Annotated in this window: 29 protein-coding genes and 2 tRNA genes; 12 read left to right on the forward strand and 19 right to left on the reverse strand. The window is 69.1% G+C overall.

Annotated features, from left to right (window positions below; all coding sequences use genetic code 11):
* The first annotated feature begins 2 nt into the window (after positions 1–2).
* Complete coding sequence (locus FHR56_RS02715) at positions 3–2,690, forward strand: hybrid sensor histidine kinase/response regulator (protein ID WP_160946134.1); 2,688 nt, start codon at positions 3–5, stop codon at positions 2,688–2,690.
* 732 nt (positions 2,691–3,422) lie between these two features.
* Here the strand turns inward: FHR56_RS02715 and bfr are convergent.
* From bfr to FHR56_RS02730, 3 genes are all read right to left on the reverse strand, one after another.
* Positions 3,423–3,893, reverse strand: a complete 471-nt coding sequence (gene bfr / locus FHR56_RS02720; protein ID WP_160946133.1) for a bacterioferritin — start codon at positions 3,891–3,893, stop codon at positions 3,423–3,425.
* 105 nt (positions 3,894–3,998) lie between these two features.
* Complete coding sequence (locus FHR56_RS02725; RefSeq protein WP_160946132.1) at positions 3,999–4,208, reverse strand: (2Fe-2S)-binding protein; 210 nt, start codon at positions 4,206–4,208, stop codon at positions 3,999–4,001.
* A gap of 79 nt (positions 4,209–4,287) precedes the next feature.
* Positions 4,288–4,899: an RNA pyrophosphohydrolase gene (locus tag FHR56_RS02730; RefSeq protein WP_160946131.1), complete on the reverse strand. Its 612-nt coding sequence runs from the start codon at positions 4,897–4,899 to the stop codon at positions 4,288–4,290.
* Positions 4,900–5,019: 120 nt separating this feature from the next.
* Here FHR56_RS02730 and FHR56_RS02735 point away from each other — a divergent pair.
* Both FHR56_RS02735 and FHR56_RS02740 read left to right on the forward strand, forming a co-directional pair.
* A tRNA-Met gene (locus FHR56_RS02735) sits at positions 5,020–5,096 on the forward strand.
* 41 nt (positions 5,097–5,137) lie between these two features.
* A tRNA-Gln gene (locus tag FHR56_RS02740) sits at positions 5,138–5,212 on the forward strand.
* A gap of 497 nt (positions 5,213–5,709) precedes the next feature.
* On the opposite strand, the gene rpsI is transcribed toward FHR56_RS02740, so the two are convergent.
* Together rpsI and rplM are read right to left on the reverse strand one after the other, a co-directional pair.
* The gene (gene rpsI, locus FHR56_RS02745) at positions 5,710–6,102 is read right to left on the reverse strand and encodes a 30S ribosomal protein S9 (protein WP_019797755.1); all 393 of its coding nucleotides are present in this window, start codon (positions 6,100–6,102) and stop codon (positions 5,710–5,712) included.
* A 2-nt stretch (positions 6,103–6,104) separates the two neighbouring features.
* Positions 6,105–6,533 carry a 50S ribosomal protein L13 gene (rplM, locus tag FHR56_RS02750; protein WP_010341420.1) on the reverse strand — a complete coding sequence of 143 codons (429 nt, stop codon included), beginning with the start codon at positions 6,531–6,533 and terminating at the stop codon, positions 6,105–6,107.
* A 214-nt stretch (positions 6,534–6,747) separates the two neighbouring features.
* On the opposite strand from rplM, the gene coq7 reads away from it, so the two are divergent.
* Complete coding sequence (gene coq7, locus FHR56_RS02755) at positions 6,748–7,392, forward strand: 2-polyprenyl-3-methyl-6-methoxy-1,4-benzoquinone monooxygenase (protein WP_160946130.1); 645 nt, start codon at positions 6,748–6,750, stop codon at positions 7,390–7,392.
* 186 nt (positions 7,393–7,578) lie between these two features.
* Positions 7,579–8,085 carry a hypothetical protein gene (locus FHR56_RS02760; protein WP_237473071.1) on the forward strand — a complete coding sequence of 169 codons (507 nt, stop codon included), beginning with the start codon at positions 7,579–7,581 and terminating at the stop codon, positions 8,083–8,085.
* Between the two features lie 22 nt (positions 8,086–8,107).
* Here FHR56_RS02760 and FHR56_RS02765 read toward each other — a convergent pair whose 3' ends face one another.
* Together FHR56_RS02765 and speD are read right to left on the reverse strand one after the other, a co-directional pair.
* Positions 8,108–8,425 (reverse strand): multidrug efflux SMR transporter, encoded by a 318-nt coding sequence (locus tag FHR56_RS02765; RefSeq protein WP_160946129.1) that lies wholly within the window; start codon positions 8,423–8,425, stop codon positions 8,108–8,110.
* 117 nt (positions 8,426–8,542) lie between these two features.
* The gene (gene speD, locus FHR56_RS02770) at positions 8,543–9,337 is read right to left on the reverse strand and encodes an adenosylmethionine decarboxylase (protein ID WP_017910332.1); all 795 of its coding nucleotides are present in this window, start codon (positions 9,335–9,337) and stop codon (positions 8,543–8,545) included.
* Positions 9,338–9,479: 142 nt separating this feature from the next.
* On the opposite strand from speD, the gene crp reads away from it, so the two are divergent.
* The 3 genes from crp to FHR56_RS02785 all read left to right on the forward strand — a co-directional run bounded on the left by crp (position 9,480) and on the right by FHR56_RS02785 (position 12,163).
* Positions 9,480–10,169: a cAMP-activated global transcriptional regulator CRP gene (crp, locus tag FHR56_RS02775; protein WP_010341415.1), complete on the forward strand. Its 690-nt coding sequence runs from the start codon at positions 9,480–9,482 to the stop codon at positions 10,167–10,169.
* 27 nt (positions 10,170–10,196) lie between these two features.
* Positions 10,197–10,955, forward strand: coding sequence for a sulfite exporter TauE/SafE family protein (locus FHR56_RS02780; RefSeq protein WP_160946128.1), 759 nt, complete (start codon positions 10,197–10,199; stop codon positions 10,953–10,955).
* 194 nt (positions 10,956–11,149) lie between these two features.
* Positions 11,150–12,163 carry a glycoside hydrolase family 5 protein gene (locus FHR56_RS02785; RefSeq protein WP_237473070.1) on the forward strand — a complete coding sequence of 338 codons (1,014 nt, stop codon included), beginning with the start codon at positions 11,150–11,152 and terminating at the stop codon, positions 12,161–12,163.
* An 87-nt stretch (positions 12,164–12,250) separates the two neighbouring features.
* On the opposite strand, the gene FHR56_RS02790 is transcribed toward FHR56_RS02785, so the two are convergent.
* The 12 genes from FHR56_RS02790 to FHR56_RS02845 form a co-directional block, all read right to left on the reverse strand.
* Positions 12,251–12,985 (reverse strand): haloacid dehalogenase-like hydrolase, encoded by a 735-nt coding sequence (locus FHR56_RS02790; RefSeq protein WP_160946126.1) that lies wholly within the window; start codon positions 12,983–12,985, stop codon positions 12,251–12,253.
* Complete coding sequence (gene trpC, locus FHR56_RS02795) at positions 12,982–13,779, reverse strand: indole-3-glycerol phosphate synthase TrpC (RefSeq protein WP_160946125.1); 798 nt, start codon at positions 13,777–13,779, stop codon at positions 12,982–12,984. Before trpC ends, FHR56_RS02790 begins: the two co-directional genes overlap by 4 nt.
* 179 nt (positions 13,780–13,958) lie before the next feature.
* Positions 13,959–15,017 (reverse strand): anthranilate phosphoribosyltransferase, encoded by a 1,059-nt coding sequence (gene trpD, locus FHR56_RS02800; RefSeq protein ID WP_160946124.1) that lies wholly within the window; start codon positions 15,015–15,017, stop codon positions 13,959–13,961.
* 52 nt (positions 15,018–15,069) lie between these two features.
* Positions 15,070–15,708, reverse strand: coding sequence for a flavin reductase family protein (locus tag FHR56_RS02805; protein ID WP_160946123.1), 639 nt, complete (start codon positions 15,706–15,708; stop codon positions 15,070–15,072).
* Positions 15,709–15,757: 49 nt separating this feature from the next.
* A complete protein-coding gene (locus tag FHR56_RS02810) occupies positions 15,758–16,336 on the reverse strand; it encodes an aminodeoxychorismate/anthranilate synthase component II (protein ID WP_017913955.1) in 579 nt (192 codons plus the stop codon).
* Positions 16,337–16,346: 10 nt separating this feature from the next.
* A complete protein-coding gene (locus tag FHR56_RS02815) occupies positions 16,347–17,123 on the reverse strand; it encodes an SIMPL domain-containing protein (RefSeq protein ID WP_160946122.1) in 777 nt (258 codons plus the stop codon).
* Between the two features lie 21 nt (positions 17,124–17,144).
* Positions 17,145–18,215 (reverse strand): aminotransferase class I/II-fold pyridoxal phosphate-dependent enzyme, encoded by a 1,071-nt coding sequence (locus FHR56_RS02820; RefSeq protein ID WP_160946121.1) that lies wholly within the window; start codon positions 18,213–18,215, stop codon positions 17,145–17,147.
* Positions 18,212–19,687 carry an anthranilate synthase component I gene (gene trpE, locus FHR56_RS02825; RefSeq protein ID WP_160946120.1) on the reverse strand — a complete coding sequence of 492 codons (1,476 nt, stop codon included), beginning with the start codon at positions 19,685–19,687 and terminating at the stop codon, positions 18,212–18,214. The genes FHR56_RS02820 and trpE overlap by 4 nt, the downstream gene beginning before the upstream one ends.
* A 373-nt stretch (positions 19,688–20,060) precedes the next feature.
* Complete coding sequence (gene yegS, locus FHR56_RS02830) at positions 20,061–20,999, reverse strand: lipid kinase YegS (RefSeq protein WP_160946119.1); 939 nt, start codon at positions 20,997–20,999, stop codon at positions 20,061–20,063.
* Between the two features lie 217 nt (positions 21,000–21,216).
* The gene (locus tag FHR56_RS02835; RefSeq protein ID WP_160946118.1) at positions 21,217–21,699 is read right to left on the reverse strand and encodes a GNAT family N-acetyltransferase; all 483 of its coding nucleotides are present in this window, start codon (positions 21,697–21,699) and stop codon (positions 21,217–21,219) included.
* Between the two features lies 1 nt (position 21,700).
* On the reverse strand, positions 21,701–22,369 hold the full coding sequence (gene rpe / locus FHR56_RS02840; RefSeq protein WP_160946117.1) for a ribulose-phosphate 3-epimerase: 669 nt from the start codon (positions 22,367–22,369) through the stop codon (positions 21,701–21,703).
* A gap of 9 nt (positions 22,370–22,378) precedes the next feature.
* The gene (locus FHR56_RS02845; protein WP_010341396.1) at positions 22,379–22,711 is read right to left on the reverse strand and encodes a DnaJ domain-containing protein; all 333 of its coding nucleotides are present in this window, start codon (positions 22,709–22,711) and stop codon (positions 22,379–22,381) included.
* A gap of 141 nt (positions 22,712–22,852) precedes the next feature.
* Between FHR56_RS02845 and FHR56_RS02850 the strand changes: the two genes are divergently transcribed.
* From FHR56_RS02850 to FHR56_RS02865, 4 genes are all read left to right on the forward strand, one after another.
* Entirely contained in the window at positions 22,853–23,779 is a 927-nt protein-coding gene (locus FHR56_RS02850; RefSeq protein WP_160946116.1) for a phosphoribosylaminoimidazolesuccinocarboxamide synthase, read from the forward strand.
* Positions 23,780–23,931: 152 nt separating this feature from the next.
* Positions 23,932–24,567, forward strand: a complete 636-nt coding sequence (locus FHR56_RS02855) for a hypothetical protein (RefSeq protein ID WP_237473069.1) — start codon at positions 23,932–23,934, stop codon at positions 24,565–24,567.
* Positions 24,568–24,744: 177 nt separating this feature from the next.
* Complete coding sequence (locus FHR56_RS02860) at positions 24,745–25,227, forward strand: hypothetical protein (protein WP_184502401.1); 483 nt, start codon at positions 24,745–24,747, stop codon at positions 25,225–25,227.
* 344 nt (positions 25,228–25,571) lie between these two features.
* Positions 25,572–26,105, forward strand: coding sequence for a hypothetical protein (locus tag FHR56_RS02865; RefSeq protein ID WP_160946319.1), 534 nt, complete (start codon positions 25,572–25,574; stop codon positions 26,103–26,105).
* Positions 26,106–26,108 lie beyond the last annotated feature (3 nt).

Consider the following 26,108-nt stretch of genomic DNA (forward strand, 5'->3'; position numbering starts at 1 on the left):
CCATGTCCGACCGCAGACGCCGGCCGGTTCCGCGGCCGGCGGCCTTCGCCGCGGCGCTCGCCGTCGCCGGCACCCTGCTGGCACTGCCGCCGCTGGCACTGCCGTTGCCGGCGCCGTGGCACTGGCTGGCGCCGCTGTGCATGGCCGCCGCCGCAGTGTTGGCCACCCTTGCCGGCTGCCGCGCGCGCCAGCAGATCGAACGCCTGGATGCGGCGCTGGCGCGTGCGGCGCTGGCCGAGTCCGAACGCAATGCCCTGCAGCACGACGTGCACGCGCGCGCGCGGCTGGAGCAGGAACTGCTGCAGGCCAAGCAGGCTGCCGAGGCGGCCACCCAGGCGGCTGAAGCGGCGGTGCTGGCCAAGGGCGAGTTCCTGGCGACGATGAGCCACGAGATCCGCACCCCGCTCAACGGCATCATCCCGATGCTGGAGCTGATCGGGCGCGGCCCGCTCGGCCTGGACCAGCGCGAGATGCTGCGCGCGGCCAACACCTCCTCGCTGCAGCTGCTGCGCATCGTCGACGACATCCTGGATTACTCCAAGCTGGAAGCGAACCGGCTGGAGCTGGAGATCACCACCTTCAACCTGCGCGAACTGCTCGACGGCGTGCTGGAGCTGATGCAGCGCGCGGCCGAGGCCAAGGGCCTGCGCATGGCGCTGCAACTGGACCCGGCGGTGCGCCTGCCGGTGCGCGGCGATCCGGTGCGCCTGCGCCAGGTGCTGAGCAACCTGCTCGGCAACGCGGTCAAGTTCACCGCGCGCGGCGGCATCGACCTGGGCGTGCGCCGGCTCGGCGAGACCCCGGCACAGCACCTGCTGCGCTTCGAGGTCCGCGACACCGGCATCGGCATCAGCGCCGAGCGCCAGGAGCACCTGTTCCAGGCCTTCACCCAGGCCGATGCCTCCACCACCCGCCTGTACGGCGGCACCGGGCTGGGCCTGACCATCTGCAAGCGCATCGTCGAACTGATGGGCGGACGCATTGGCGTGGCGTCGCGGCTGGGCCAGGGCGCTACGTTCTGGTTCGAGATCCCGCTGCTGAAGGTGATCGGCGACCTGTCGCAGAACCCGGGCGGCCTGCCGCGGCTGCACGCGCTGCTGGTCGGCGCCGACCAGCGCCTGCAGCAGCGCCTGAGCGTGCTGCTGCCGAACTGGGGCGTGCAGCTCAGCAAGGTCGATTCGACCCAGGAGGCGCTGGAGCGGCTGCGCGGCAACGGCAGCGGCGCGCGCCCGGCCTACGATCTGGTGATCGGCGACCTGGACGGCCTGCGGCAGAGCGCGCGCGCCCTGCAGCGTGCTGTGGCGCGGCTGCCGGCACCGCAGACCACGCGGCTGATCTGGCTGTACGGCGAGGCCGACATTCCCGAGGAGATCCGCGCGCACGGCGCGCTGCTGTCGCGGCAGGCCGCCGACATCGACCTGCGCAGCATGCTGGCGCTGGCGCCGGCGACGCCGAGCCTGGCCAGCGAGACCGCCGGCGCCAGCGACGACGACACGGATACGTTCTACCACGACGCCTTCGCGCAGGACGCCAAAGACAGCCCCACGCCAATCCGCGCGGCGGCCGCGGCGACCGCTGCGGCGGAGGCCGATGCGCCGCCACCGCACAGCGGCTACCGGCTGCTGCTGGTCGAGGACAATCCGGTCAACCTGATGGTGGCGCGGCGCCTGCTGGAATCGCTGGGCCACCACGCCGACAGCGTCGAGGACGGCGCCGCCGCGCTGGCGCAGTTGGCGCGGCAGCCGTACGACCTTGTGCTGATGGACTGCCAGATGCCGGTGCTGGACGGCTACGCCGCCACCCGCCAGTGGCGCCAGCGCGAGGCCGAGGCGGCACGCCCGCGCCTGCCGATCGTGGCGATGACCGCCAACGCCATGGCCGGCGACCGCCAGCGCTGCCTCGAGGCCGGCATGGACGATTACCTGTCCAAGCCGATCGACCGCGCGCGGCTGCAGGCCTGCCTGCAGCGCTGGCTGCCGAAGCAGCCGGCGGCTATGCCGGCCCGCGTGGCAGTCGCGCCCGGGGCGGATGCGGCCATCGTCAATGGACCGGCGGCGGATGCGCTCGCCGGCGCGATGCACGTCGAACCGCAGGACACCCACCGCGCCGTCATGCACCCGGCGGACGCTGGCACGACGTCCAGCCCCACCACGACGTCGACTGCCCCGCTGCCATCGCCCGATCACGACAGGCGCGACGTTTCCCCGGCAACGCCTGCGCTGGAACAGGACGGGGCGTCGCGCGGCGCCACCGCGACGTCGACGCCACCGCTCGCCCCGCCGGAGGCAGGCGATCTTGAGCTGCCATCGGCGGTGCCGGCGCCGGTGCTGGACATCGCGGTGCTCGACGAACTGCGCGAGGTCGTCGGCTCGGCCAGCGTGGCGCAGATCGTCGAGCTGTTCCTGGCGGATGCACCGCTGCTGATCCAGCGCCTGGAGCAGGCCGCGGCGACCGCGCAGAGCGACGCGCTGCGCGAGGCCGCGCACACGCTGAAGTCCTCGGCCGCCAACCTCGGCGCACTGGCGCTGTCGGCGGCGGCACTGCGCATCGAGTCGGGCGTGCGCACCGGCACGCTGGATCGGCCCGTGGTCGCGGTCGCCCTGGTGATCGCCGAGTTCGCGCGCGCGCGCCTGGCACTGAGCGGCTACCGCGCCAGCGTCCACGATGCCGCCGAACCCGCCGCGCCGTAACGCGGCATCGCGCGGGTCGCCCCGTGCCTGCAGGCGGCACGATCGCCCGCCCAGACCTGCCACCGAGCGTCGAAGACGCAGACGCACCGCCTGCTGCTTTTCTCGCAGGAGCGGCTGAAGCCGCTCCTACCGTAAGAGGGCGCGGTGCGTGCATGGGCGTCGCGATGCCACCATGACCTTTGCCGTGTCGCATGCTCCGCCTGCGATCGCGCAGAGGATGTCGCGAGAGTCAGATGCGAGGTGTTGCGGTTGATCCGCACAGGAAACTCTCGCCGCGCGCGATGCGGCCGCAGTCGCCGCCGGCTGGGTGCATGCAGGAGCAGCTTCCGCTGCGACCGATCACCATCAATGCGTCGCGGCGGAAGCCGCTCCCAAAGAAACGCGGAGGTCGTGCGCTGCCGATGCCATGTCGGCCACATGGATGCGCGCAGGAGCGGCATGTGCCGCTGTTCGGGATCAGCGGCGACTTTCGGCCCGCGACGCGTCGCGGCGGAAGCCGCTCCAACAAAAGGGCGACGCCGCACGATGCGGATGCGATGCCGTCATCATGGATTCGCGCAGGAGTGGCATGTGCCGCTGCTCGGGATCAGCGGCGACCTTCCGCCGCGTCGCGGCTGAAGCCGCTCCTGCGCGTGCATGGCTGAGCCGATCCACGTCCCGGAGTACAGAGCCCGCACACTCTCCAACGCGGCGCGGGCACAGGCAAGCGCCGCGGCGTCATGCGCCGACGATTCAGTCGTCGAGCTTGGTCAGCAGGTAGTTCGGCTCGCCGATGCGCTCGATCAGGTCGAGCTGGGTTTCCAACCAGTCGATGTGCTCTTCTTCCGATTCCAGGATGTCGGCCAGCAATTGGCGGCTGACGTAGTCCTGGATCGACTCGGCGTAGGCGATGCCGTCGCGCAGGGTGACGGTGCCTTCGCGCTCCAGCGCCAGGTCGCACTCGAGGATTTCCTTGGGGTTCTCGCCGATGCGCAGCTTGCCCAGCGCCTGGAAGTTGGGAAGCCCCTCGAGGAACAGGATGCGGTCCGCCAGCTTGTCGGCGTGCTTCATCTCGTCGATGGATTCCTTGTACTCGTGCTCGGCCAGTTCCTTCAGGCCCCAGTTCTTCAGCATCTTGGCGTGCAGGAAGTACTGGTTGATCGCGGTCAGCTCGTTGTAGAGGACCTTGTTGAGGAACTCGATGACTTTGCTGTCGCCCTTCATGATGTCGCTCGCGTAAATCCGGAAAGCGCAGACTCTAGCGAATCGCGCCGCGACGTGAAGGAACGCGAATCGTGATCATCCCGCGCCGCAGCGCGGCGGATGGTCTCAGGCGGCGCGGGCCAGGCCGCCCAGCACCGGCAACGGCAGCTCGCGGCTCAGCGCGCGCTCCAGCACCTCGCCGGCCATGTCCAGGCAGGAGCCGCAGGTGGCACCGCAGCCCGTGCGCATGGTCAGTTCGGACACGCTGCGGCAGCCGGCTTCGGCGGCTTCGCGGATCTGGCGATCGGTGACCCCATTGCAGATGCAGACGTACACGGCAGGCTTGGCGGCGGACGGCGCGGACTGCGCCTGCCGCCATTCAAACCAAAGTGAGAATGGTTGTCAATTCCGTCCGTTAATCGTTATTAATTCGGGCCGCCCAGGGCCCGCCGCGCTTGCGCGGACGCTTGCGCGGGCGCTCGTGGCCGGCGGTATTGCCCGGTAGCCATGCCTCCTGGGCCGGGGTCGGCATGGCGCGGATGCCGGCGCCGGCGATGGTCTGCGCCAGCGGCGCCAGGTGGCGCAGCGCCCGCGCGTAGACCCCGCGCTTGAACAGCACCACGTGCTCCACCGGGTACCAGAAATCGACCCAGCGCCAGTGGTCGAACTCCGGCGTCTCGGTCAGTTCCAGGTTCAGCTGGCTCTCGTCGCACTGCATCCGCAGCAGGAACCACACCTGCTTCTGGCCGATGCAGACCTGGCGTTCGTTGCGGCGGATGGCCCGGCTGGGCAGGCGATAGCGCAGCCAACCGGGGGTGGCGCCGAGCACTTCCACATGCTCGGGCAACAGCCCGGTTTCCTCGCGCAACTCGCGGTACATGGCCTCCACCGGGGTCTCGTCGGTGTTCATGCCGCCCTGCGGGAACTGCCAGCCGTCCCGGCGCACACGGCGTGCCCAGAACACCTGACCATCCGGCCGCATCAGCACGATGCCTACGTTCGGTCGATAGCCGTCCGGATCGATCACGATGCGGACTCCTGAAAAATCTACTGGCTCCGACTCTGCCATGGCTGCGGCCGGGCCACAAGCAGCGCAGAAACCCGTTGACAGCCGCCCGCTTCTCCATAAGAATTGGCGGTTCACCAGGGCTATGTAGCTCAGCCGGTTAGAGCACAGCACTCATAATGCTGGGGTCGGTGGTTCGAGTCCACCCATAGCCACCATGGTGTGTACGCCCAAGGCGTGCGATACTTGCAGTCCACATTGCCCCGTCGCCAAGCGGTAAGGCACCTGACTCTGACTCAGGCATTCGGTGGTTCGAATCCATCCGGGGCAGCCAAACACACAAAAAAGGCCGATCGAAAGATCGGCCTTTTTTGTGTGTTTGGCTGCGGGTTCGCGCAGGCGCGCAGCGCCTGCGCCCCACACCTTGCTGCGCAAGGTGCGGGCCCCGGCCTCCGCCTCCACATCCCCGCGCCTGTCGGCGCGCCCCCTTGGACTCCAACGGGGCTACTCCACCAGATGGAATTCGATCCACCGAAGCGGGCGCTGACGAGAGAACGAACTCATTCGACCCATGCCGACGGGACGCACGCGCCCCTGACCCTGCAGACATGCGACTCCGCAGGCATGAGCCTCTTGCGGCGACACCGGGTCTTCGGGCCAGACGGGCAATCACCCGAATGCCATGCGCAAATCCAGCGCGCCAAACCGGCGACGGCACACACGTGCTTCCAGCCCAAGCCCGCGGACCCAGAACGACAAAAGCCCGGCCGAAGCCGGGCTTTTGCGTGGTCCCAGCAGGCTCCCGAAGGAGCCCACGCCAGGCGCGATGGATCAGCGCTTGGAGAACTGGGTGGCGCGGCGGGCCTTGTGCAGACCGACCTTCTTACGCTCGACTTCGCGGGCGTCGCGGGTCATGAAGCCGGCCTTGCGCAGCTCGCTCTTCAGGGTTTCGTCGTACTCGACCAGCGCACGGGCGATGCCCAGACGGATCGCACCGGCCTGGCCGGTGGTGCCGCCGCCGGTGGCGGTGACGACGATGTCGAAGCTCTCGGTGTTCTTGGTCAGCTCCAGCGGCTGGCGCACGATCATGCGCGCGGTCTCGCGGCCGAAGAACTCGTCCAGCGGACGGCCGTTGACGGAGATGTTGCCGGTGCCCTTGCGCAGGAACACGCGGGCAGTGGAGGACTTGCGGCGGCCAGTGCCGTAGTTTTGCGAAATCGCCATGATTAGATATCCAGAACCTGCGGCTGCTGAGCGGCGTGCGGATGCTCCGCACCGGAATAGACCTTGAGCTTGCGGTACATCGCGCGGCCCAGCGGGCCCTTGGGCAGCATGCCCTTGACCGCGATTTCGATCACGCGCTCCGGGTGGCGCTCCAGCGCCTGCTCCAGGCTCTCGGTCTTCAGGTTGCCGATGTAGCCGGTGAAGCGATGGTACTTCTTGTCCTTGAGCTTGTTGCCGGTGACGACGATCTTCTCGGCGTTGATCACCACCAGGTAATCGCCGGTATCGACGTGCGGGGTGTAGACCGGCTTGTGCTTGCCGCGCAGGCGGCGTGCCAGTTCGGTGGAAAGCCGGCCCAGCGTTTTGCCGGCGGCGTCGACGAGATACCAGTCGCGCTGGACGGTCTCGGACTTAGCAGTGAAGGTGCTCATTATAAGACTCGGTTGGTCGGGCGGATTCCTGCAGCGAACGGCCGGAACTTTGCCACGCGTTGTGAATTGCAAAAACGCAAGAGGCGAAATTCTACGTGGCCCGGCCGCGGCGCGCAAGTCCACCCCTGACCGGCGGCCGCAGGCCCGGCGGCACGCTTGGCAGTGCGCCGGCCGGGGGCCAAAATCGAGGGCCCCACCGCTTCGGGCTTTCCCCATGATCGCCAGCCGCCAGCATTCCCCGCTCGATCGCGCCCTGGTCGAGGCCCAGCGCGCGCTGGAGACCGTGTTCGGCGACCCGCCGGCGCAGCGCCCCTACCCCGCCGCGGCCACCGCCGACGTGGTGCTGGCGCCGGACGAGCGCCGCCACGCCGCCGGCCTGATGCGCATCAACCACGTCGGCGAGGTCTGCGCCCAGGGCCTGTACTTCGGCCAGGCCGCGGTCGCGCGCGATCCGGCTACCCGCGCGCACCTGCTGGAGGCGGCGCAGGAGGAGACCGACCACTTGGCCTGGTGCGCGGCGCGGCTGCGCGAGCTCGACAGCCGCCCCAGCCTGTTCAATCCGCTGTGGTACGCCGGCAGCTACGCGATCGGCACCCTGGCCGGGCTGCGCGGCGATGGCTGGAACCTGGGCTTCGTGGTCGAGACCGAGCGCCAGGTCGAGGCGCACCTGGACGAACACCTGCAGACCCTGCCGCCGGCCGATCTGCGCAGCCGCGACATACTGAACGTGATGAAGGCCGACGAGGCCCGCCACGCCGAGCACGCCGAACAGGCCGGCGCACGGCGCCTGCCGCCGCCGATCCCCACGGTCATGGCCGCCGCCTCGCGGCTGATGAAGGCCGTCGCCTATCGGCTGTAGGCGTCCGCCGGTCGGGCTGGCGCCACCCCGGCTGGCATTACCGGCTCGATCGCGTTAAAGTGAACGAACGCTGACTGATTCCACGTCGGCGCACGCCGTTCGAGCCGCGGTGCGTCCCTCGTGCCGTCCGCTCTCCGAAGTACCCGCGCCGAGTCACGCACGCGTGCGCTCCGCCTGCCGATCGCCATGCCCGCATCTTCGCTCCATCTACCGTCGCCCCGCACCCGCTGGTTGTCGCGCCTGCTGTTCGCGAGCCTGTTCGCGCTCGGCGGCGGCGCCCTGCTGCATCACCTGCTCGGCGACTATCGCCAGGCCAGCGCGATCCTGCGCGACCACTCGGTCGCCACCGTGCCGGTGATCGCCGACGGCGCCTTCGGCATGCAGACCCAGCCGCTGGTGCGCTATCGCTTCCATTACGTGTTCGAGAGCAAGGGCCGCCTGCACAGCGGCGCCTTCGAAGCCAGCGGCGCCGAAGCCGCGCCGCTGCTGCTGGACGGCGCCACCGTCGAGATCGCCTACGCCAATGCCGATCCCTCGCGCTTCGGGCGCCTGGACCAGCTGCAGCACGCCGGCAATCTCGGCAGCGTGTTCACCCGCGCGATGATCGCGCTGTCGATCGCCGCGCTGCTGGCGGTGGTCGCGCACCGGATGCTGATCGGCCGGGTCCTGACCCGGCGCCGCATCGCCGCCTGAGTCCTGCGCTCGCACGCCGCGCTCAGTGGCCGACCAGCTTCAGGCCGATCACCCCGACCACGATCAGGCCGATGCAGGCCAGCCGCGCCGGCGAGGCGCTGTCGCCGAACAGGACCACGCCGAGCACGGCCGTGCCCAGCGCCCCGATCCCGGTCCAGATCGCATAGGCGGTGCCGAGCGGGATGTGCTTGAGCGCCTGGGTCAGCAGCCATAGGCTGAGGCCGGCACCGGCCAGGGTCGCCACGGTCGGCCAGGGCCGGGTGAAGCCTTCGCTGTACTTGAGGCCGAGGGCGAAGCCGATCTCGAACAGGCCGGCCAGCAACAGGTAGATCCAGGGCATTGTCTTTCTCCGTAGACAAATCCAAATGAAAACGGCCCGATGTCTGCACATCGGGCCGCCGTCGGCAGGGGTCGCAGCGCAGGCTGCGGGCGGGCCGTCCCGCCGATTCGAGGTCGCTTACTCGGACAGGTTGCGCCCGTGGAACAGCTCCTCGATCTCGCGCTTGAGCAGCGCCTCGATGCGCATGCGCTCCTTGAACGAGAGGTTCTTGGCCTTTTCCTCGAACAGGTACTGGTCCAGGTCGAAGTCCTTCAGGTGCATCTTGGTATGGAAGATGTTCTCCTGATAGACGTTGACGTCGAACATCTCGTAGCGCGACTTGACGTTCTTGGCCAGGAAGTTCTGGATCGAGTTGATCTTGTGGTCGATGTAGTGCTTCTTGCCCTTCACGTCGCGGGTGAAGCCGCGCACGCGGTAGTCCATGATCACGATGTCCGATTCCAGGCTCTCGATCAGGTAATTGAGGGCCTTCAGCGGCGAAATCACGCCGCAGGTGGCGACGTCGATGTCGGCGCGGAACGTGGCGATACCGTGCTGCGGATGGGTTTCCGGGTAGGTATGGACGGTGATGTGGCTCTTGTCCATGTGCGCGACCACGGCGTCGGAAATGATCTCCTTGCCCGCCGCCTTCTTGTCGATGACCGGCTCTTCGGAGATCAGGATCGTCACCGAAGCGCCCTGCGGATCGTAGTCCTGGCGCGCGATGTTGAGGATGTTGGCGCCGATGATCTCGGCCACATCGGTGAGGATCTGGGTCAGGCGATCGGCGTCGTACTGCTCGTCGATGTACTCGATGTAGCGCTGGCGCTCCTCTTCGGAAATCGCGTAGCAGACGTCGTAGATGTTGAAGCTCAACGCCTTGGTGAGGTTGTTGAAACCTTGCAGCCTCAGGCGAGGCAACGGCTTGACCACGGCGTGGATCCTCTGGAAGTGGGGGGAAAGACACTCAATTATGAGCCAAATGGCCCGACTGCGAAACGTGGCGCCCGTCTCTTGTTTGCCGCCGCGAACGCGTCCCGTTAAGCTTCAGGAATTACGCCGTAGCGAAGCCGCCATGAGCCCCGGAAACACATCGACTGCAGCACCTGTGCGCATCGCTCCAAGTCCTCTGACGTTGGACACCGCCACCATCGACCGCTTCCTGGCCCACAGCCACCGTCGCCGCTATCCGGCGCGGACGGACGTGTTCAGGCCAGGCGATCCGGCCGGCACCCTCTACTACGTCGTCAGCGGCTCGGTCAGCATCATCGCCGAGGAAGATGACGACCGCGAGTTGGTGCTGGGCTATTTCGGCAGCGGCGAGTTCGTCGGCGAGATGGGCCTGTTCATCGAATCCGACCAGCGCGAGGTGATCCTGCGCACCCGCACGCCCTGCGAGCTGGCCGAGATCAGCTACGAGCGCCTGCACCAGCTGTTCCTGGGCTCGCTGTCGTCCGACGCGCCGCGGGTGCTGTACGCGATCGGCGTGCAGCTGTCCAAGCGCCTGCTGGACACCTCGCGCAAGGCCAGCCGCCTGGCGTTCCTGGACGTCACCGACCGCATCGTGCGCACCCTGCACGACCTGGCCCAAGAGCCGGAGGCGATGAGCCACCCGCAGGGCATGCAGCTGCGCGTGTCGCGCCAGGAACTGGCGCGGTTGGTCGGCTGCTCGCGCGAGATGGCCGGCCGGGTGCTGAAGAAGCTGCAGGTCGACGGCATCCTGCATGCCCGCGGCAAGACCGTGGTGCTGTACGGCGCGCGCTGACCGCCATGGGGCGCTAGGCCCGGTGCGATGCTGCTGAGCGAGACCTTCTACTGGTTCGTGCTGGTCGGCCTGGCCGCGCAACTGGTGGACGGCGCGCTGGGCATGGCCTTCGGCCTGGTCTCCTCCTCGGTGCTGCTGAGCCTGGGCCTGCCGCCGGCGGTGGTCAGCGCCAGCGTGCACAGCGCCGAGGTGTTCACCACCGGCGCCTCCGGCCTGTCGCATCTGGCCCTGGGCAACGTCGACAAGCGGCTGTTCCTGCGCCTGGCGCTGCCGGGCATGGTCGGCGGCATCGCCGGCGCCTATGTGCTGACGCAGCTGCCGGGCGAGCTGATCCGCCCCTTCGTCTATCTGTACCTGCTCGCCCTGGCGGTGCTGATCCTGCTGCGCGCGGCCGGCCGTGCACTGCCGCGCCGCGAGGTGCAGCGGGTGCCGCTGCTGGGCTTCGTCGCCGGCCTGCTGGACGCCAGCGGCGGTGGCGGCTGGGGGCCGGTGGCGACCTCGACGCTGCTCGCCCGCGGCGGCCAGGCCCGCACCACCATCGGCACGGTCAACGCCGCCGAGTTCCTGGTGACGCTGTCGATCTCGCTGACCTTCCTGCTGACGATGGGCCTGCAGCACCTGGACATCGTGCTCGGCCTGCTGGTCGGCGGCATGCTCGCCGCGCCGCTGGCGGCGCTGTTGGTCAAGCGCGTGCGCGAGCGCTGGGTGCTGGTGGCGGTCGGCCTGCTGGTGCTGGGCATCAGCCTGTATCAGGTGGGCGGGGCGCTGTATCGCTGGCTGGGCTGACGCCCGGGATTTGGAAGTCGGGATTGGGGATTCGCAAAGGCGGTCTCCGCGGCGCCTGAAGCCGTTGCGCTGGTGATCCGATCTGCGGTCAGGCCGCGTTCGCTTTTCCCTGGGCGGGCCGCGCGATGATCGCGGCCGGGACGCTGCCGCCGATGGCTGTGCGTCTCACCACTCCCCTGCCCCGCGAGACCGCCATGCGTGCCATCCCGTTGCTCCTGGCCCTGTTGTGTCTGGCGCTGCCGGCGCCGCGCGCGCAGGCCGACGACGCCTTCGCCCGGCTCGGGCGCGGGGTCAACATCCTCGGCTACGACCCGCTGTGGAGCGACCCGGCGAAGGCGCGCTTCCGTCCGCCGCTGTACCGCACGATCCGCGACGGCGGCTTCCGCACGGTCCGGGTCAACCTGCAGGCCTTCGCGCACATGGACGCCGCCAACCGGCTCGACCCGACCTGGCTGAAGACACTGGACACGGTGGTCGACCAGGCCACCGCCGCGGGCCTGAACGCGATCCTGGACGAACACGACTTCCACCCCTGCGCCGCCGATGCGGCGGTGTGCCGGACCAAGCTGCTGGCGTTCTGGAGCCAGGTCGCCCCGCGCTACCGCCACGCACCGGCGTCGGTGCTGTTCGAGATCCTCAACGAGCCCAACGGCCAGATGACCAGCGCGGCGTGGAACGACCTGCTGCGCGATGCGCTGCAGGTCATCCGCCGCGACAACCCGACCCGCACCGTGGTGGTGGGCCCGGCCAGCAGCAATTCCTTCACCGCGCTCGACAGCCTGCGCCTGCCCGATGACGATGCGCACCTGCTGGTCACCGTGCACTACTACAACCCGTTCCGCTTCACCCACCAGGGTGCGCCGTGGGCGCCTGCGGACATCCGCGACCACACCGGCGTGGCCTGGGGCAGCGCGGCCGACCGGACCAAGCTGTACGGCGAGTTCGACCGCATCGCGGCCTGGGCCACGGCGCACCATCGGCAGGTACTGCTGGGCGAGTTCGGCGCCTACGAGCAGGCGCCGCCGGCCGATCGCCTGGCCTGGACCGTGGCCGTGGTCAATGCCGCGGAGAAGCGCCATTTCGCCTGGGCCTACTGGGAGTTCGAGGGCAGCTTCGGCGCCTACGACATCGACCGCGGCCAGTGGGTCGCGCCGCTGCACCATGCCTTGGTGGGCAGCGACAGCGCTTACGCCAGGTCCGGCGGCTGATCGCCGCAGCGGGCGCACGCAGGGCCATGCGGACGACGTTGGCCGTGACGAGCGCTGCGCGGTCGCGGCGCCCGACGGCAGCAGCGGTTAGCGGCCGGCGCCCTCGCCACCGCGGTCGCGGCAGCCCCAGTTGAGGATCGGCGTGCCGGACGGCAGCAGCCGGCGGAACACCGCCACCGCGCTGTGCTTGGGATTGACCACCACCGGCGTGGCCGCGGCCTGCAGCAGCGGCAGATCGGCGGTGCTGTCGGAATAGGCCATGGCGATCTCACCGTAGCCCAGTTCGCGCAGCATGCGCATCTTTTCCTCGTTGTGGCAGTGGCGCGTGGCGGTGACCGCGCCCAGGCGCGGGCCGATCAGGCTGCCGACCACCGGCACGTCCTGGTGCGCGACGAAGCCGAGGATGGCGCGCGCCAGTTCCGGCGGCGCGCCGGTGGCGACCACGACGCGATCGCCGGCGGCGCGGTGCCGGGCGAACACCTCCAGCGCCTGCGGCAGCAGCCGCTGGCGGATCTGCGCCTGATGCTGCAGCACGTACTGGTCGATGATGCGATTGAACTCGCGGGCGCGGCGCAGACCGAAGCTGGCGATCCAGACGTAGCCGGAGATGCCGGTGCGCCGGGTCGGCAGCATCGCCACCAGCGGCCCCAGCAACGGCGTGGCCAGCACCGCGGCGGCCAGGCGCAGCGGATTGCGCTTGATCAGCCAGGCGAACAGGTGGCTGCCGGAGTCGCCGTCGTACAGGGTGTGGTCGAAATCGAACACCACCAGCGGCGCATCGGCGCGCGGCAACGGGTAAGGACTCGGCGCCTGCCCGCTCATGCCGCGAAGAACAACTGGCGCAGCGCCTCGCCCGGCTCCTCGGCGCGCATGAACGCCTCGCCGACCAGGAACGCGTGCACGCCGGCACCGCGCATCAGCGCCACGTCGTCGGGGCCGAGGATGCCGCTTTCGGTGACCAGCAGGCGGTCGCGCGGCACCGCGTTCCGCATCGACAAGGTGGTCTGCAGCGACACCTCGAAGGTGCGCAGGTTGCGGTTGTTGATGCCGATCAGCGGCGCCGGCACCTGCAGCGCGCGCTCCAGTTCGTCGATGTCGTGCACTTCCACCAGCACGTCCATGCCCAGTTGCAGCGCCAGCGACGACAGCTCGGCCAGTTGCAGGTCGTCCAGCGCCGCCACGATCAGCAGGATGCAGTCGGCGCCGAGCGTGCGCGCCTCGTACACCTGGTACGGATCGATGGTGAAGTCCTTGCGCAGCACCGGCAGCGTGCAGGCGTCGCGCGCCTGCTGCAGATAGCGGTCGTGGCCCTGGAAGAAGTCCTCGTCGGTCAGCACCGACAGGCAGGCGGCGCCGCCGAATTCGTAGCTGACCGCGATGTCGGCCGGATGGAAGTCCGGCCGGATCACGCCCTTGGAGGGGCTGGCCTTCTTGACCTCGGCGATCACCGCCGGGTCGCCATTGGCGATGGCGGCCTGCAGCGCGCGGGCGAACCCGCGGGTGGGCGGCATGGCCTCGGCGCGGGCGGCCAGCTCGGCCAGCGGCACGCGCGCGCGGCGCGCGGCGATCTCGTCGGCCTTGCGCGCGAGGATGGTGCGGAGAATGTCGCTGCTCATGCGGTGGGGATCCTGGGGGATGGCCGGATTATCGGCGATGTGGGGTTAAAGAAGGGATCGGGACCTGGGACCTGGGAGCTGGGACCCGGGACCCGCAACAGCCTGGGCAGCCACGCACGTGTTGCAACTGACGACTGGATGGGCGAGCGCCAATCGCCCCAGATCCGCGAACTGCGCTCCTACCGGGTCCCGGGTCCCGGGTCCCGGGACCCGACCAACCGCTGCGTACACGCCACATACGCCTCCAGCTTGGCCCGCGCACGCCCATCGGCGATGACCGCGCGCGCCAGGGCGATGCCGGCGCCGATGTCGTCGGCCAGGCCGGCCACGTACAGCGCCGCGCCGGCATTGAAGGCGACGATGTCCAGGGCCGGGCCCGGCACGTTGTCGAGCACGGCGCGCAGCATCGCCATCGATTCGGCGGCGTCGGCGACCTTGAGGTTGCGGCTGGCCGACATGGCGATGCCGAAATCCTCCGGATGCACCTCGTACTCGCGGACCTGGCCGTCGCGCAGCTCGCCGACCAGGGTGCCGGCGCCGAGCGAGAGTTCGTCCATGTCGTCGCGGCCCCATACCACCAGCGCGCGCTCGGCGCCCAGTTCCTGCAGCACGCGCGCCTGGATGCCGACCAGGTCGGGGTGGAACACGCCCATCAGGATGTTCGGCGCGCCGGCCGGGTTGGTCAGCGGGCCGAGGATGTTGAAGATGGTGCGCACGCCCATCTCGCGCCGCACCGGCGCCACCACCTTCATCGCCGGATGGTGCACGGGCGCGAACATGAAGCCGATGCCGGTGGCCGCCAGCGCCTGCGCCACCTGCTCGGGCTGCAGCTCGATCGCCGCGCCCAGCGCCTCCAGCGCGTCGGCGCTGCCGGACTTGGAAGAGACGCTGCGGTTGCCGTGCTTGGCGACCTTGGCGCCGGCCGCGGCGGCCACGAACATCGCGCAGGTGGAGATGTTGAAGGTGTGCGAGCCGTCGCCGCCGGTGCCGACGATGTCGACCATGTGGGTGCGGTCGGCGACCGGCACGGTGCGCGAGAACTCGCGCATCACCACCGCCGCACCGGCGATCTCGCCGACCGTTTCCTTCTTGACCCGCAAGCCGGTGAGGATGGCCGCGGTCATCATCGGCGACACCTCACCGCGCATGATCTGCCGCATCAGCCCGACCATCTCGTCGTGGAAGATCTCGCGGTGCTCGATGGTGCGCTGCAGGGCTTGCTGGGGGGTGATGGTCATGGGGAGGATCTGCTCGTAGGCTGAAATATGTGAGGCGCCGCGCCGGATGCGCTCAGCGCGCCTGCGTCGGCCGCGGCATGCGCAGGCGCCCTTGCGCCAGCACCTCGAAGTAGTCGGCCGGACCGCCGGCACGCAGCAGGGTGGCGACCGCGGCCGGATCGTAGATGCCGTCCTGCAGCGCGTGCGTGGCGATGTGCACGCCGACCACCTCGCCCAGCACCAGCCAGGTCTGGATCGGCTCGCCGCGCGCGCTCTGCAGCGGCAGCAGCTGGCTGAGGCGGCACTCGAAGCTCACCGGGCTGGCGGCCACCCGCGGCGCGCCGATCAGGCGCGACGGCGCGGCGGTCAGGCCAGCCAGGGCGAACTCGTCGACCTCCGGCGCCACCGCGGCGGAACTGGCGTTCATCGCCTCGGCCAGCGGCCGCGTGGCCAGGTTCCAGGTGAACTCGCCCGTGGCCTCGATGTTGCGCACGCTGTCCTTCCAGCCGATGCTGGCGAAGCCGACGATCGGCGGGACGTAGTTGAAGGCGTTGAAGAAGCTGTAGGGCGCCAGGTTGGCGACGCCGTCGGCGCTGCGCGAGCCGATCCAGCCGATCGGCCGCGGCCCGACGATGGCGTTGAACGGATCGTGCGGCAACCCGTGGCCGTGGGCCGGTTCGTAGAAGTGGAAGGCGTCGGTGCGATCGTGCATCGGCAGGGTCCGGCAGTGACGGAAGGCGGGCGGCGCCGTCGCGGCGCGCTCAGCGCTCCAGGAAGTTCTTCAGCAAGGCGTGGCCGTGCTCGGTGAGGATGGACTCGGGGTGGAACTGCACGCCCTCGACCGGGAACTGGCGATGGCGCAGGCCCATGATCTCCTCCACCGTGCCGTCGTCGTGTTCGGTCCAGGCCGTCACTTCCAGGCAATCGGGCAGCGTGGTCTTCTCCACCACCAGCGAGTGGTAGCGGGTGGCCTCGTAGCGGTCCGGCAGGCCGGCGAACACGCCGCGGCCTTCGTGGCGGATGCGCGAGGTCTTGCCGTGCATGATGGTGCCGGCACGCACCACCTGCCCGCCGTAGACCTGGCCGATGCTCTGGTGGCCCAGGCACACACCCAGGATCGGCGTGCGCTGGCCCAGCCGCTCGATCAGCTGCAGCGACACCCCGGCCTCGTTCGGCGTGCACGGCCCCGGCGAGATGACGATGCGCTCGGGCGCCAGGCGCTCGATCTCGTCCACGCTGAGCGCGTCGTTGCGCACCACCTTGACCTCGGCGCCGAGCGCCTGCAGGTACTGCACGAGGTTGTAGGTAAAGCTGTCGTAGTTATCCAGCATCAGCAGCATGGCGAAGGTCTCATTGCGCGATCAGGAAGACCGCATAGACGTTTTCGGAAAGGGTGAGGGTGCCGGCTTCGAGGGATTCGGCCATGCCATCGGCCGCACGCGCTGCCACGAGGTCGATAACCGGCGATGGCGGCGCACTCACCAACTGCATCCTGACTGGCTCGGAGGGCCAATGCCCGGCCTGGATGCCATAGGCGAAGTCCGGCGCCACCTCGGAGATTGTGTACAGGCCGCCCAGGCGCACGCCGTAGGCCTTGGCCAGGGATTGCGCGGAGCTGCGGGTCTGCTCGGCCGCCTGGCGCTTGAGCTCGGCGCGCAGCGCGGCTTCGCCGCTGTAGCGCGGCGCGATCCCCGACACCTGCAGTTCCTCGCTGGTGACCAACGCGCCCAGCAAAGCGCGTACATCGTCCAATGCGGCGAAGTCGGCCGAGAGCGTGCGCTGCACGCGCGTGCCTTCGAACAGCTGCTTGTCGTCTTGGTAGCGACGCTCGGGCGCGATCGACAGCGTCGTGGCCTGCACGCTGCCGGCCAGCGCGTGGTGCTGTGCGAACCCGGCCAGCACCTTCTCGGCATTGGCCTGCACGCGCTTGCGCGCCGCACCCGGGTCGGCATCCACGGCGCTGAGGGTGATGGTCAAACCGAAGCGGTCCGGCACCACCTCGCGCTGCGCCTCACCCTTCACCAACAAGTGCGGCTGCGACGGCAGGCTGTTGACCTGTGCGCTGGCGATGGCCGGCAAGGCCAGCACCGCGGCAACGGCCCAGGCACCAAACGTGCGAATGTTCATCTTCCTCTCCTTGGCGGAATGTCAGCCGGCCGCACGCTGCGTGCCGGACCGGGTCAGCGCAGCGAAATCCACGATCAACGTATCGACCGCCGCGTCCTGCGTGGCCCACGAGGTGACGAAGCGGATCACCCAGCGGCCGTCGCCCAGCCGTTGCCAGCGCTCGAAGTCGTAGCGCTGCGCCAGCAGTTCGACCGCGGCGGCCGGCAGGATCACGAACAGCTGATTGGTCGGCGAGTCCGAGGCGAACTGCGCGCCGGCCGCGGCGAGCCCGTCGCGCAGCCGTGCGGCCATGCGGTTGGCGTGCGCGGCGAGTTCGTAGAACAGGCCATCCTCGAACAGCGCGGCGAACTGGGTGCCCAGCACCATGCCCTTGGCCAGCAGCGCGCCGCGCTGCTTCAGCAGGTAGCGGAAATCCGCTTTCAACACCGGGTTGAGGATCACCAGCGCCTCGCCGAGCAGTGCGCCGTTCTTGGTACCGCCGATGTAGAACGCATCGGTCAGCGCAGCGATGTCGGCCATGCGCAGGTCGTTGCCCTCGGCGGTGAGCGCGCTGCCGATACGCGCGCCGTCCAGGAACAGCAGCAGGCCGTGCGCGTCGCAGAACGCGCGCAGCGCCTGCAGTTCGTGCCTGCGGTACAGCGTGCCGACCTCGGTGGTGTTGGACACGTAGACCAGCCGCGGCTGCACCAGGTGCTCGTTGCCATGCTCGGCCAGCAGCGGCGCGATCCGCTCAGGCGTGAGCCGACCATCGCTCGCGTCCACGGTGAGCACCTTGTGCCCGGTGGCCTCGATCGCGCCGGTCTCATGGGTGGCGATATGGCCGCAGGCCGCAGCGATCGCCGCCTGGTGCGGACGCAGGAACGCGGCGATCGCGGTGAGGTTGGTCTGGGTGCCGCCGACCAGCAGGTGCACGTCGGCGTCGGCGCAGCCGATCTCGGCACGGATCAGCTCGGCGGCGCGCGCGCTGTGCCGGTCCAGCCCATAGCCGGCATTCTGCTCGGCGCTGGCGGCGGCCAGCGCGGCGAGCAGGCGCGGGTGCGCGCCTTCGCTGTAGTCGTTGCGGAAGCCGATCCGCGGCGCGGCGGCGCTCACAGCCCCTTCGCCGCTTCGGCGACCGCGCGGAACAGCGCGCGGCCCTTGTTCATCGTCTCGTCCCACTCGGTCTGCGGGTCGGAGTCGTAGACGATGCCGGCGCCGGCCTGCACATGCAGGCGGCCGTGCTTGATCACCGCCGTGCGGATGGCGATGGCGGTATCGGCGTCGCCGTGCCAGCCGAGGTAGCCGATGCTGCCGGCATAGACGTTGCGCTTGATCGGCTCCAGCTCGCGGATGACTTCCAGCGCGCGGATCTTCGGCGCGCCGCTGACGGTGCCGGCGGGAAAGGTGGCGCGCAGCACGTCGGCGTAGCTGAGCCCGGGCAGCAGAGTCCCGGTGACCTCGCTGACGATGTGCATGACATGGCTGTAGCGCTCGATCACGAAGCGCTCGCCGACGGCGACGCTGCCGGCCTGCGAGACGCGGCCTGCATCGTTGCGGCCCAGGTCGATCAGCATCAGGTGTTCGGCGCGCTCCTTCGGATCGGCGAGCAGCTCCGCCTCCAGCGCCTGATCCTCTTCCGGGGTCTTGCCGCGCGGCCGGGTGCCGGCGATCGGGCGCACGGTGACCTGGCCGTTCTCCAGCCGCACCAGGATCTCCGGCGAGGAGCCGACCACCTGGGTGTCGCCGACGTCGAGGAAATACATGTACGGCGACGGATTCAGCGCACGCAGCGCGCGGTACACGTCCACCGGGCGTGCGGTGAACGGCACGCTCAGGCGCTGGCTCAGCACCACCTGGAAGATGTCGCCGGCGCGGATGTAGTCCTTGGATTTCTCCACCGCGGCGATGAAGCCCTCGCGGGTGAAGCCGGAGACGAAGTCGCTCTCGTCCAGCACGTCGCGCGCCAGCGGCGCGGGGTAGCCGGCGCCGGGCTGGCGCAGCGTGGTCGTAAGCGCATCCAGACGCGCCTGCGCGCGCTCCCAGGCGTCGGCCTCGGCCGGGTCGGCATGCACGATCAGGTACAGACGGCCCTTGAGGTTGTCGAAGACCGCCACTTCCTCGGACAGCATCAGCAGGATGTCCGGGGTATCGAGCTCGTCGCGTGCGACACCACCGGCCAACCGCGGCTCGATATAGCCGATGCATTCGAAGCCGAACCAGCCGACCAGGCCGCCGGTGAAGCCGGGCACGCCTGCGAGCTTGGGCACGACATGCTGCGCGCGCAGCGCCTCCACTTCGGCAAAGGGATCGGCGACCTCGCGGCGCTCGATCAGCTCGCCATGGTCGCGCACGTCCAGGGTATGGCCGCGGAAGGTGTACACGCGGCGCACCGGCAGGCCGATGATCGAGTAGCGACCGAAGCGTTCGCCGCCTTCGACCGATTCGAACAGATAGGTGTGCGGGGCGTCGGCGAGCTTGAGATAGACCGACAGCGGCGTGTCCAGATCGGACAGCACTTCGCGGACGACGGGGATGCGGGTGTGACCTTTAGCGGCGTAGCGCTGGAACTGCTCGCGGGTAATCAAGACGGCTTTCCTTCCGGGACTCGGTGACAGGGCGGACGACGGCTGCAGGCCACCATCGCCACGCACGGCGAGCGGAAGTGAAGGAACGCGGGGTCGTCAGGCTGGACACGGCGGCTACTTTACCGCAACTGCGGCGACTGGCAACGGTTGCAGACGCCACCAATCGATCGCGGCGCGGTGGTGGTCGGTGAGGATGTCGCGTCGGGACTGAAGTCCCTCCCACAAGGGATTCATTGCCTGGGAACATCTCCGTAGGAGCGGCTTCAGCCGCGACGGGCGTTACCGGGAATGCCGGTCGCGGCTGAAGCCGCTCCTACGAGAGCAACACGCGAGCGACACGATCGCAGATGGAAGGCGTGCGCTGCGGCGTTCGCTAGCGCCCGCGTGCCTGCAGCAGCGGCGACTCCGGCGGCAGGTGCATGCGCAGGCGGCCGGGCACGCAGTCGATGCGGAAATGGCGCGAGGTTTCCGGTTCGCCATCCAGGTTCAGGGTCAGCGGCTGCGCCGCTTCGATCCGCAGCCACGGCAGGCGCGCGCGCACCGCCACCCGCTCCAGCGCGGCCTGTTTGCCGGACGTGACCAGGGTGCCGAGGGTCGCGGCGACTTCGCCGGTCAGTTCCGGCACCAGGGTCAGGTCGAGCAGGCCATCGTCGAGCAGCGCGTCCGGGCACAGCACCTGGCCGCCACCGGCCTGGCGGCCGTTGCCCAGGCCGAGCGCGATGAAATCGCCTTCCCAGGAAAATTCCGGCCCCTCGAAACGGGCCCGGATCGGATCGATCCGGCCCAGCCGGCTCATACCGGTGACCAGGTAGGCCAGCCCGCCCAGCATCTTCTTCAGGCCTTCGTCGGTCTCCACCGTGACCTGGGTACCGAAGCCGCCACTGGCGACATTGGCGCACCAGTGCGGGCCGTGCTCGGCCTCGATGCGCAGCAGGTCAATCGGCCGTGCCGGCGTGCGCGCGATCAGTTCCAGCGCCTCCAGCGGCGGCAGCGGGATGCCGGTGGCTGTGGCGAAATCGTTGGCCGTGCCCAGGGCCACCAGGCCCAGCGCCGGCAATGCCGCGGCCGGCTCCTGGCGATGCGCCAGCGCGCTGGCGACCTCGCTCAGGGTGCCGTCGCCACCGGCGGCGACGATGCAGGCGGCGCCATCGGCCACCGCCTCGGCGACGTAGCGCTCGGCATCGCCCTGCTCCCAGGTGACCCGCACCTGCAGCGCCACGCCGCGTGCACGCATGTCCATGACCGCCTCGCGCAGCGTCTCGTCGCCGGCCGACTTGCCGTTGAGGATCAAACGCCAGTGCGCTGCAGCCATGCGAACCATCCCGGGATGAGGCGCCCACGCTAACGGGCGCGGCATGGGCGATGCGTGAATCCCGGCGCGGCCGTTGTCATACGCACGTCACCGTGCGTCCGGAACATGGAAGGCCATAGCAAGGAAGACGGATGGAGGCAGGATCAGCCTCCGATTTCTCTCCCAGGGGCCGCACCGGCGACGGTGCGGTTCTTTTCTTTTGGTCGCCCGGCGCCGCTCAACCGGCGGCAAACCTGGCCAGCGCCTCGCCCTGCAGCCGGTACACGGTCCACTCGTCCTGCGCGAGGGCGCCGACCGCTTCGTAGAAATCGATCGCCGGCTGGTTCCAGTCCAGCACCGACCATTCGAAGCGGCCGCAGCCCTCGGCCACCGCCTGCCGCGCCAGATGCTGCAGCAGCGCCTTGCCGGCGCCCACGCCGCGGTGCGCCGGGTCCACATACAGGTCTTCCAGGTACAGGCCGTTGCGGCCCAGCCAGGTGGAGTAGTTGTAGAAGTACACGGAGTAGCCGATCGGCTGGCCGTCGGCCTCGCAGATCAGTGCCTGCGCGCGGGCGTCGGCGCCGAACAGGCTGGCGCGCAGGCCGGCCTCGTCGGTCTGCACCGCGTCCTCGGCGCGCTCGTAGCGCGCCAGGTCGCGGATCAGGCGCAGGATCAGCGCCGCGTCGTCGGCCACCGCCGGGCGGATGTGCAGGACCGCCACCTCAGCGCTCCGCCACCGCGGCGCGCATGCGCGCGATCACCTCGGCATAGTCCGGCGCATTGAAGATGGCCGAGCCGGCGACGAAGGTGTCGGCGCCGGCGGCGGCGATCGCGGCGATGTTGTCCGGCTTGACCCCGCCGTCGATCTCCAGCCGGATCGGCTTGCCGCTGGCGTCGATGCGGGCGCGGATCGCGCGCAGCTTGTCCAGCGCCGAGGGAATGAAGGCCTGGCCGCCGAAGCCCGGGTTGACCGACATCACCAGCACCAGGTCCAGGTCGTCCAGTACCCAGTCGAGGATGTCCACCGGGGTGGCCGGGTTGAGCACCAGGCCGGCCTTGCAGCCGTGCGACTTGATCAGCTGGATGCTGCGGTGCACGTGGCGGCTGGCCTCGGGGTGGAAGCTGATGATGCTGGCGCCGGCCTCGGCGAAATCCGGGATCAGCCGGTCCACCGGCTCCACCATCAGGTGCACGTCGATCGGCGCGGTGACGCCGTGCTTGCGCAGCGCCTGGCAGACCATCGGGCCGATGGTCAGGTTGGGCACGTAATGGTTGTCCATCACGTCGAAGTGGATCCAGTCGGCGCCGGCGCGCAGCACGGTATCCACTTCCTCGCCGAGGCGGGCGAAATCGGCGGACAGGATGGACGGGGAGATGATGCAGTCGGACATGGCGGGGTCTCAGCGCTTGCGCAGGGTGCGGATACGGTCGTAGGCGGTGTTGAGCTGGCTGGCCTTCTTCTCGGCGCGGGCGCGCAACTCGGGGCTGGCGCTGGCGACCTTGTCGGGGTGGTACTGGGACATCAGCCGGCGGTAGGCCAGTTCGATCTCGGCGTCGGTGGCGTCGCGGGTCAGGCCCAGCTCCCGGTACGGATCCTCGCGCTGGGACAGCTTGAACCAGTCAGCATCGAAGGCATGCCCGATCAGCAGCCCGATCAGCGCGCCCAGCACCGGCGTGGGCCGCAGCAGCAGGGCCCCGGCGATGGCGCCGAGCAGTTTTCCGTACCAGGGCATGGGGCAAGGCGGGCGCGGCGTCAGGGCCGGCCATTTTACGGCACAGCGGGGCATTCCGGCCGTACACTACGCGGCCCGCCGTCCGCCGCGGGCCCGCCGGGTCCCGGGACGGTCGCCATTGCGAAGTCCGTAGGAGTGCCTGTGTCCACCACGCTGTTGCAATCCGATCTGCCCGGCCTGCCCTTGCGCCACCGCGGCAAAGTCCGCGACGTGTACGATATTCCCCGCGAGCGCCTGCCGGCCGACGCGCCGCCCGGCGACTACCTGCTGATGGTCGCCACCGACCGCCTCTCCGCCTTCGACGTGGTGCTGCCGGACCCGATCCCCGGCAAGGGCGAGATGCTGTGCCAGGTCTCCAACTTCTGGTTCAAGAAGACCGAGCACCTGATGCCCAACCACCTCACCGGCATCGACGTGGCCGCAGTGCTGCCCGAGGGCGTGGACACCGCGCTGTACGCCAAGCGCGCGGTGGTGACCCGCAAGCTCAAGCCGGTGCCGGTGGAAGCCATCGCCCGCGGCTACCTGATCGGCAGCGGCTGGAAGGACTACCAGCGCACCGGCAAGGTCAGCGGCATCGAACTGCCCGACGGCCTGCGCCAGGCCGAGAAACTGGCCGAACCGATCTTCACCCCGTCGACCAAGGCCGCCGTCGGCGACCACGACGAGAACATCGACTTCGACGCCATGGTCAAGACCGTGGGCGCCGAACTGGCCGAGCGCGTGCGTGACGCCACCCTGCGCATCTACCGCTTCGCCGCCGACTTCGCCGCCGAGCGCGGCATCCTGCTGGCCGACACCAAGTTCGAGTTCGGCACCGACGCCGATGGCCGCCTGTACATCATGGACGAGATGCTGACCCCGGATTCCTCGCGCTACTGGCCGGCCGACGAATACGAAATCGGGACCAGCCCGCCGAGCTACGACAAGCAGTTCGTGCGCGACTACCTGGAGACGCTGGACTGGGGCAAGACCGCGCCCGGCCCGCGCCTGCCGCAGGACGTGATCGACCGCACCCGCGCCAAGTACGCCGAGGCGCTGCAGCGGCTGGCGGGGATTTCGGTCGACTGAGTGGGGTCGTGCGCCGGGTGGCCGGCGCATTGGGTGTTGTGGAAGGCACCACCATGCGGTTTCCGGACGCCATCGGGCTGCTTACGACCCGATGGCCCTGCCCGACCAGGCTCGGGCATCCGCACGAATGATTCCGAGCCCAGGAGGATGCGTTGGCCAGTTCGTCCCGACTTTTTGCCGCGTTCGCACTTTCCATGGCACTGGCCGCCTGCAACCCTCGGCAGGCCGACGCCGTACCGACCGCAAACCCCGTCGCTGACGCATCCACCCAATCGCAGACCGCGCGCCAGGATGACGGCGTTGCAGCGCTCGCCGAGTCCTTGCACCTGCGTTGTGAAAATGCGGCCAAGGGAAGCAGCTGCGTTTCGGGCAACATGGACGCCGGCGATTTCTACGACGTCGACGTGTCTCCAGGCTGTGGCGCAGACGGAAACTTCGCAGGCGTGGCCGAGCACGACGCCACACTTCTGGACGCCTTGCCGGTGACCGGCAGCAAGGCACAGGTCGCCGCCAAGCTGTCCGATGGGCAATTCGTCTGCATCCTCGCGACCGCGCATGCGGGTCAACAGGCCACCTACTACTACGTGGTCGCCCTCCCGCCTGCGAGCGTCAGCGCATGCCAGGGCAAGGCACTCTGCAAACAATATGGCGAGCGTCCGGTCGACTTCGTGACGCAGCGCAAGCGGGGTAGACCGTGCACCATCGCAGCCAATGCGCGTCCTGAAGGCGACTGTGCGCAGGGATGGATCGAACCGCAGAAGCTGGATGTCTTCGCGAACGGATTATGATCCGTCGCGACGCGCGGAGGTGCTCGATAGCGGTTGAGCGGGCGACTGCACCCCGGCGTTGGACGATGTGGACCCCGCGGCAATGCGCCGCCTCGGCTTCACGACATGATGATCCTGCTCGACTAAACTCAGTCGCCCGCAGGGCGATCGCCCGCCCGACCCGATCAGGAGGATCCGTTGGCTCTCGCACGCCCCATTCTGACGTCCCTGGCATTGGCAGCGACCCTGGCTGCGTGCAAGGCGCAACCGACCGGCTCCACGGTGGCGGCAGCAACGGCCGCGCCCTCGCAGGCCGCTCCCGCCGCAGCCGCGCCGCGTTGCCCGGATGCCGATTTCGACGCCTTCCTCAAGCGCTTCAGCGCCGACAGCGCGGTCCAGGAAAAGGCCACCGCCGACCCGTTGACGATGATTCACATCGACCCGGACGCGCAGCCGGAACCTGCGCCGGTCACCCGCAACGTGCCGCTGTCCGAGGTGGAATGGCCGGTGATCCCGAACCTGGACGCGGCCCGCAAGGGCGGGCGCGAGATCGTGGTGACGCAGAACGCCGAGGGCCGGCAGGTCATGGTCCGCACCCCCGATACCGGCGACCAGCAGATCTACCAGTTCGCGCAGAGGCCCTGCTGGACGCTGGTGAAGGTCGACGATCAGGCGTTGTAGCCGCGCGCGCAGGGAGACACGGCATGGATGCTTTTCGCCAGCGCAGCGCCACCCGCCATGTCGCGACAAACGCTCATCTTCTATCCGCCCTCGCCCCGTAATGGCCGGGCAGCATGTAGCTGCCCGCTCGCCAAGTGGCAATTGAACTAGCAGAGGAAATTCACGTGCATTTCCTGAAATTCTCTTCTTCGCTTCTCGCTCTGGCATTGGCAGCCTGCGGGGGAGCAACCGCGGATGGAAAATCCGCCGACGCGCGCGACGCGCAACAGCCGCCCCCGGTTTCCAGCCAGCAAAACCAGGCGCAGAACGCTCCCGCCACGCCTACTCAGCAAGGGAATGCCACCGTGCAAAATGTCGCCTCTTTCGTTCCTTCGGGCATGGAAACCGTGGACACGCTCCGCGGCGACCTCACCGGCACCGGTCGGTCAGATGCATTGCTGGTCGTCTCCCCCCCAACGTCCGCTGGCGAGAAGCTGGGTCAAGGTGCGCCAAGAACGGTGATCCTGCTGACCCAGGACGAACGTGGAGAGCTGCACAAGGCCGCGGAGAATGCGCATATCGTCCCATGCGCGAACTGCGGCGGCATGGCAGGCGATCCTTATGCGTTTTCGCGGATCGAAAAAGGGAAGTTCACCATCTCCATTTCGGGCGGCTCGCGCGAGCGCTGGGCTGACGACTTCACCTTCCGCTATGCACCCGCGAATAAAAGCTGGCTGCTGGAGAAGGTGGTGCGTGAACTCACCGATACGCAAACCGATCAGCACAAACAGTTGGAGCTGACGGCCAAGGATTTCGGGCAGGTGGCATTCGCGGATTTCGATCCTGCCAAGCTGCCCAAGGTCGCCCCACTGGACGAGGGCGCGTCGAGTACGAATTAAAGG

Source organism: Xanthomonas sp. F10 (assembly GCF_014206815.1).
GTDB classification, from domain to species: domain Bacteria; phylum Pseudomonadota; class Gammaproteobacteria; order Xanthomonadales; family Xanthomonadaceae; genus Xanthomonas_A; species Xanthomonas_A indica.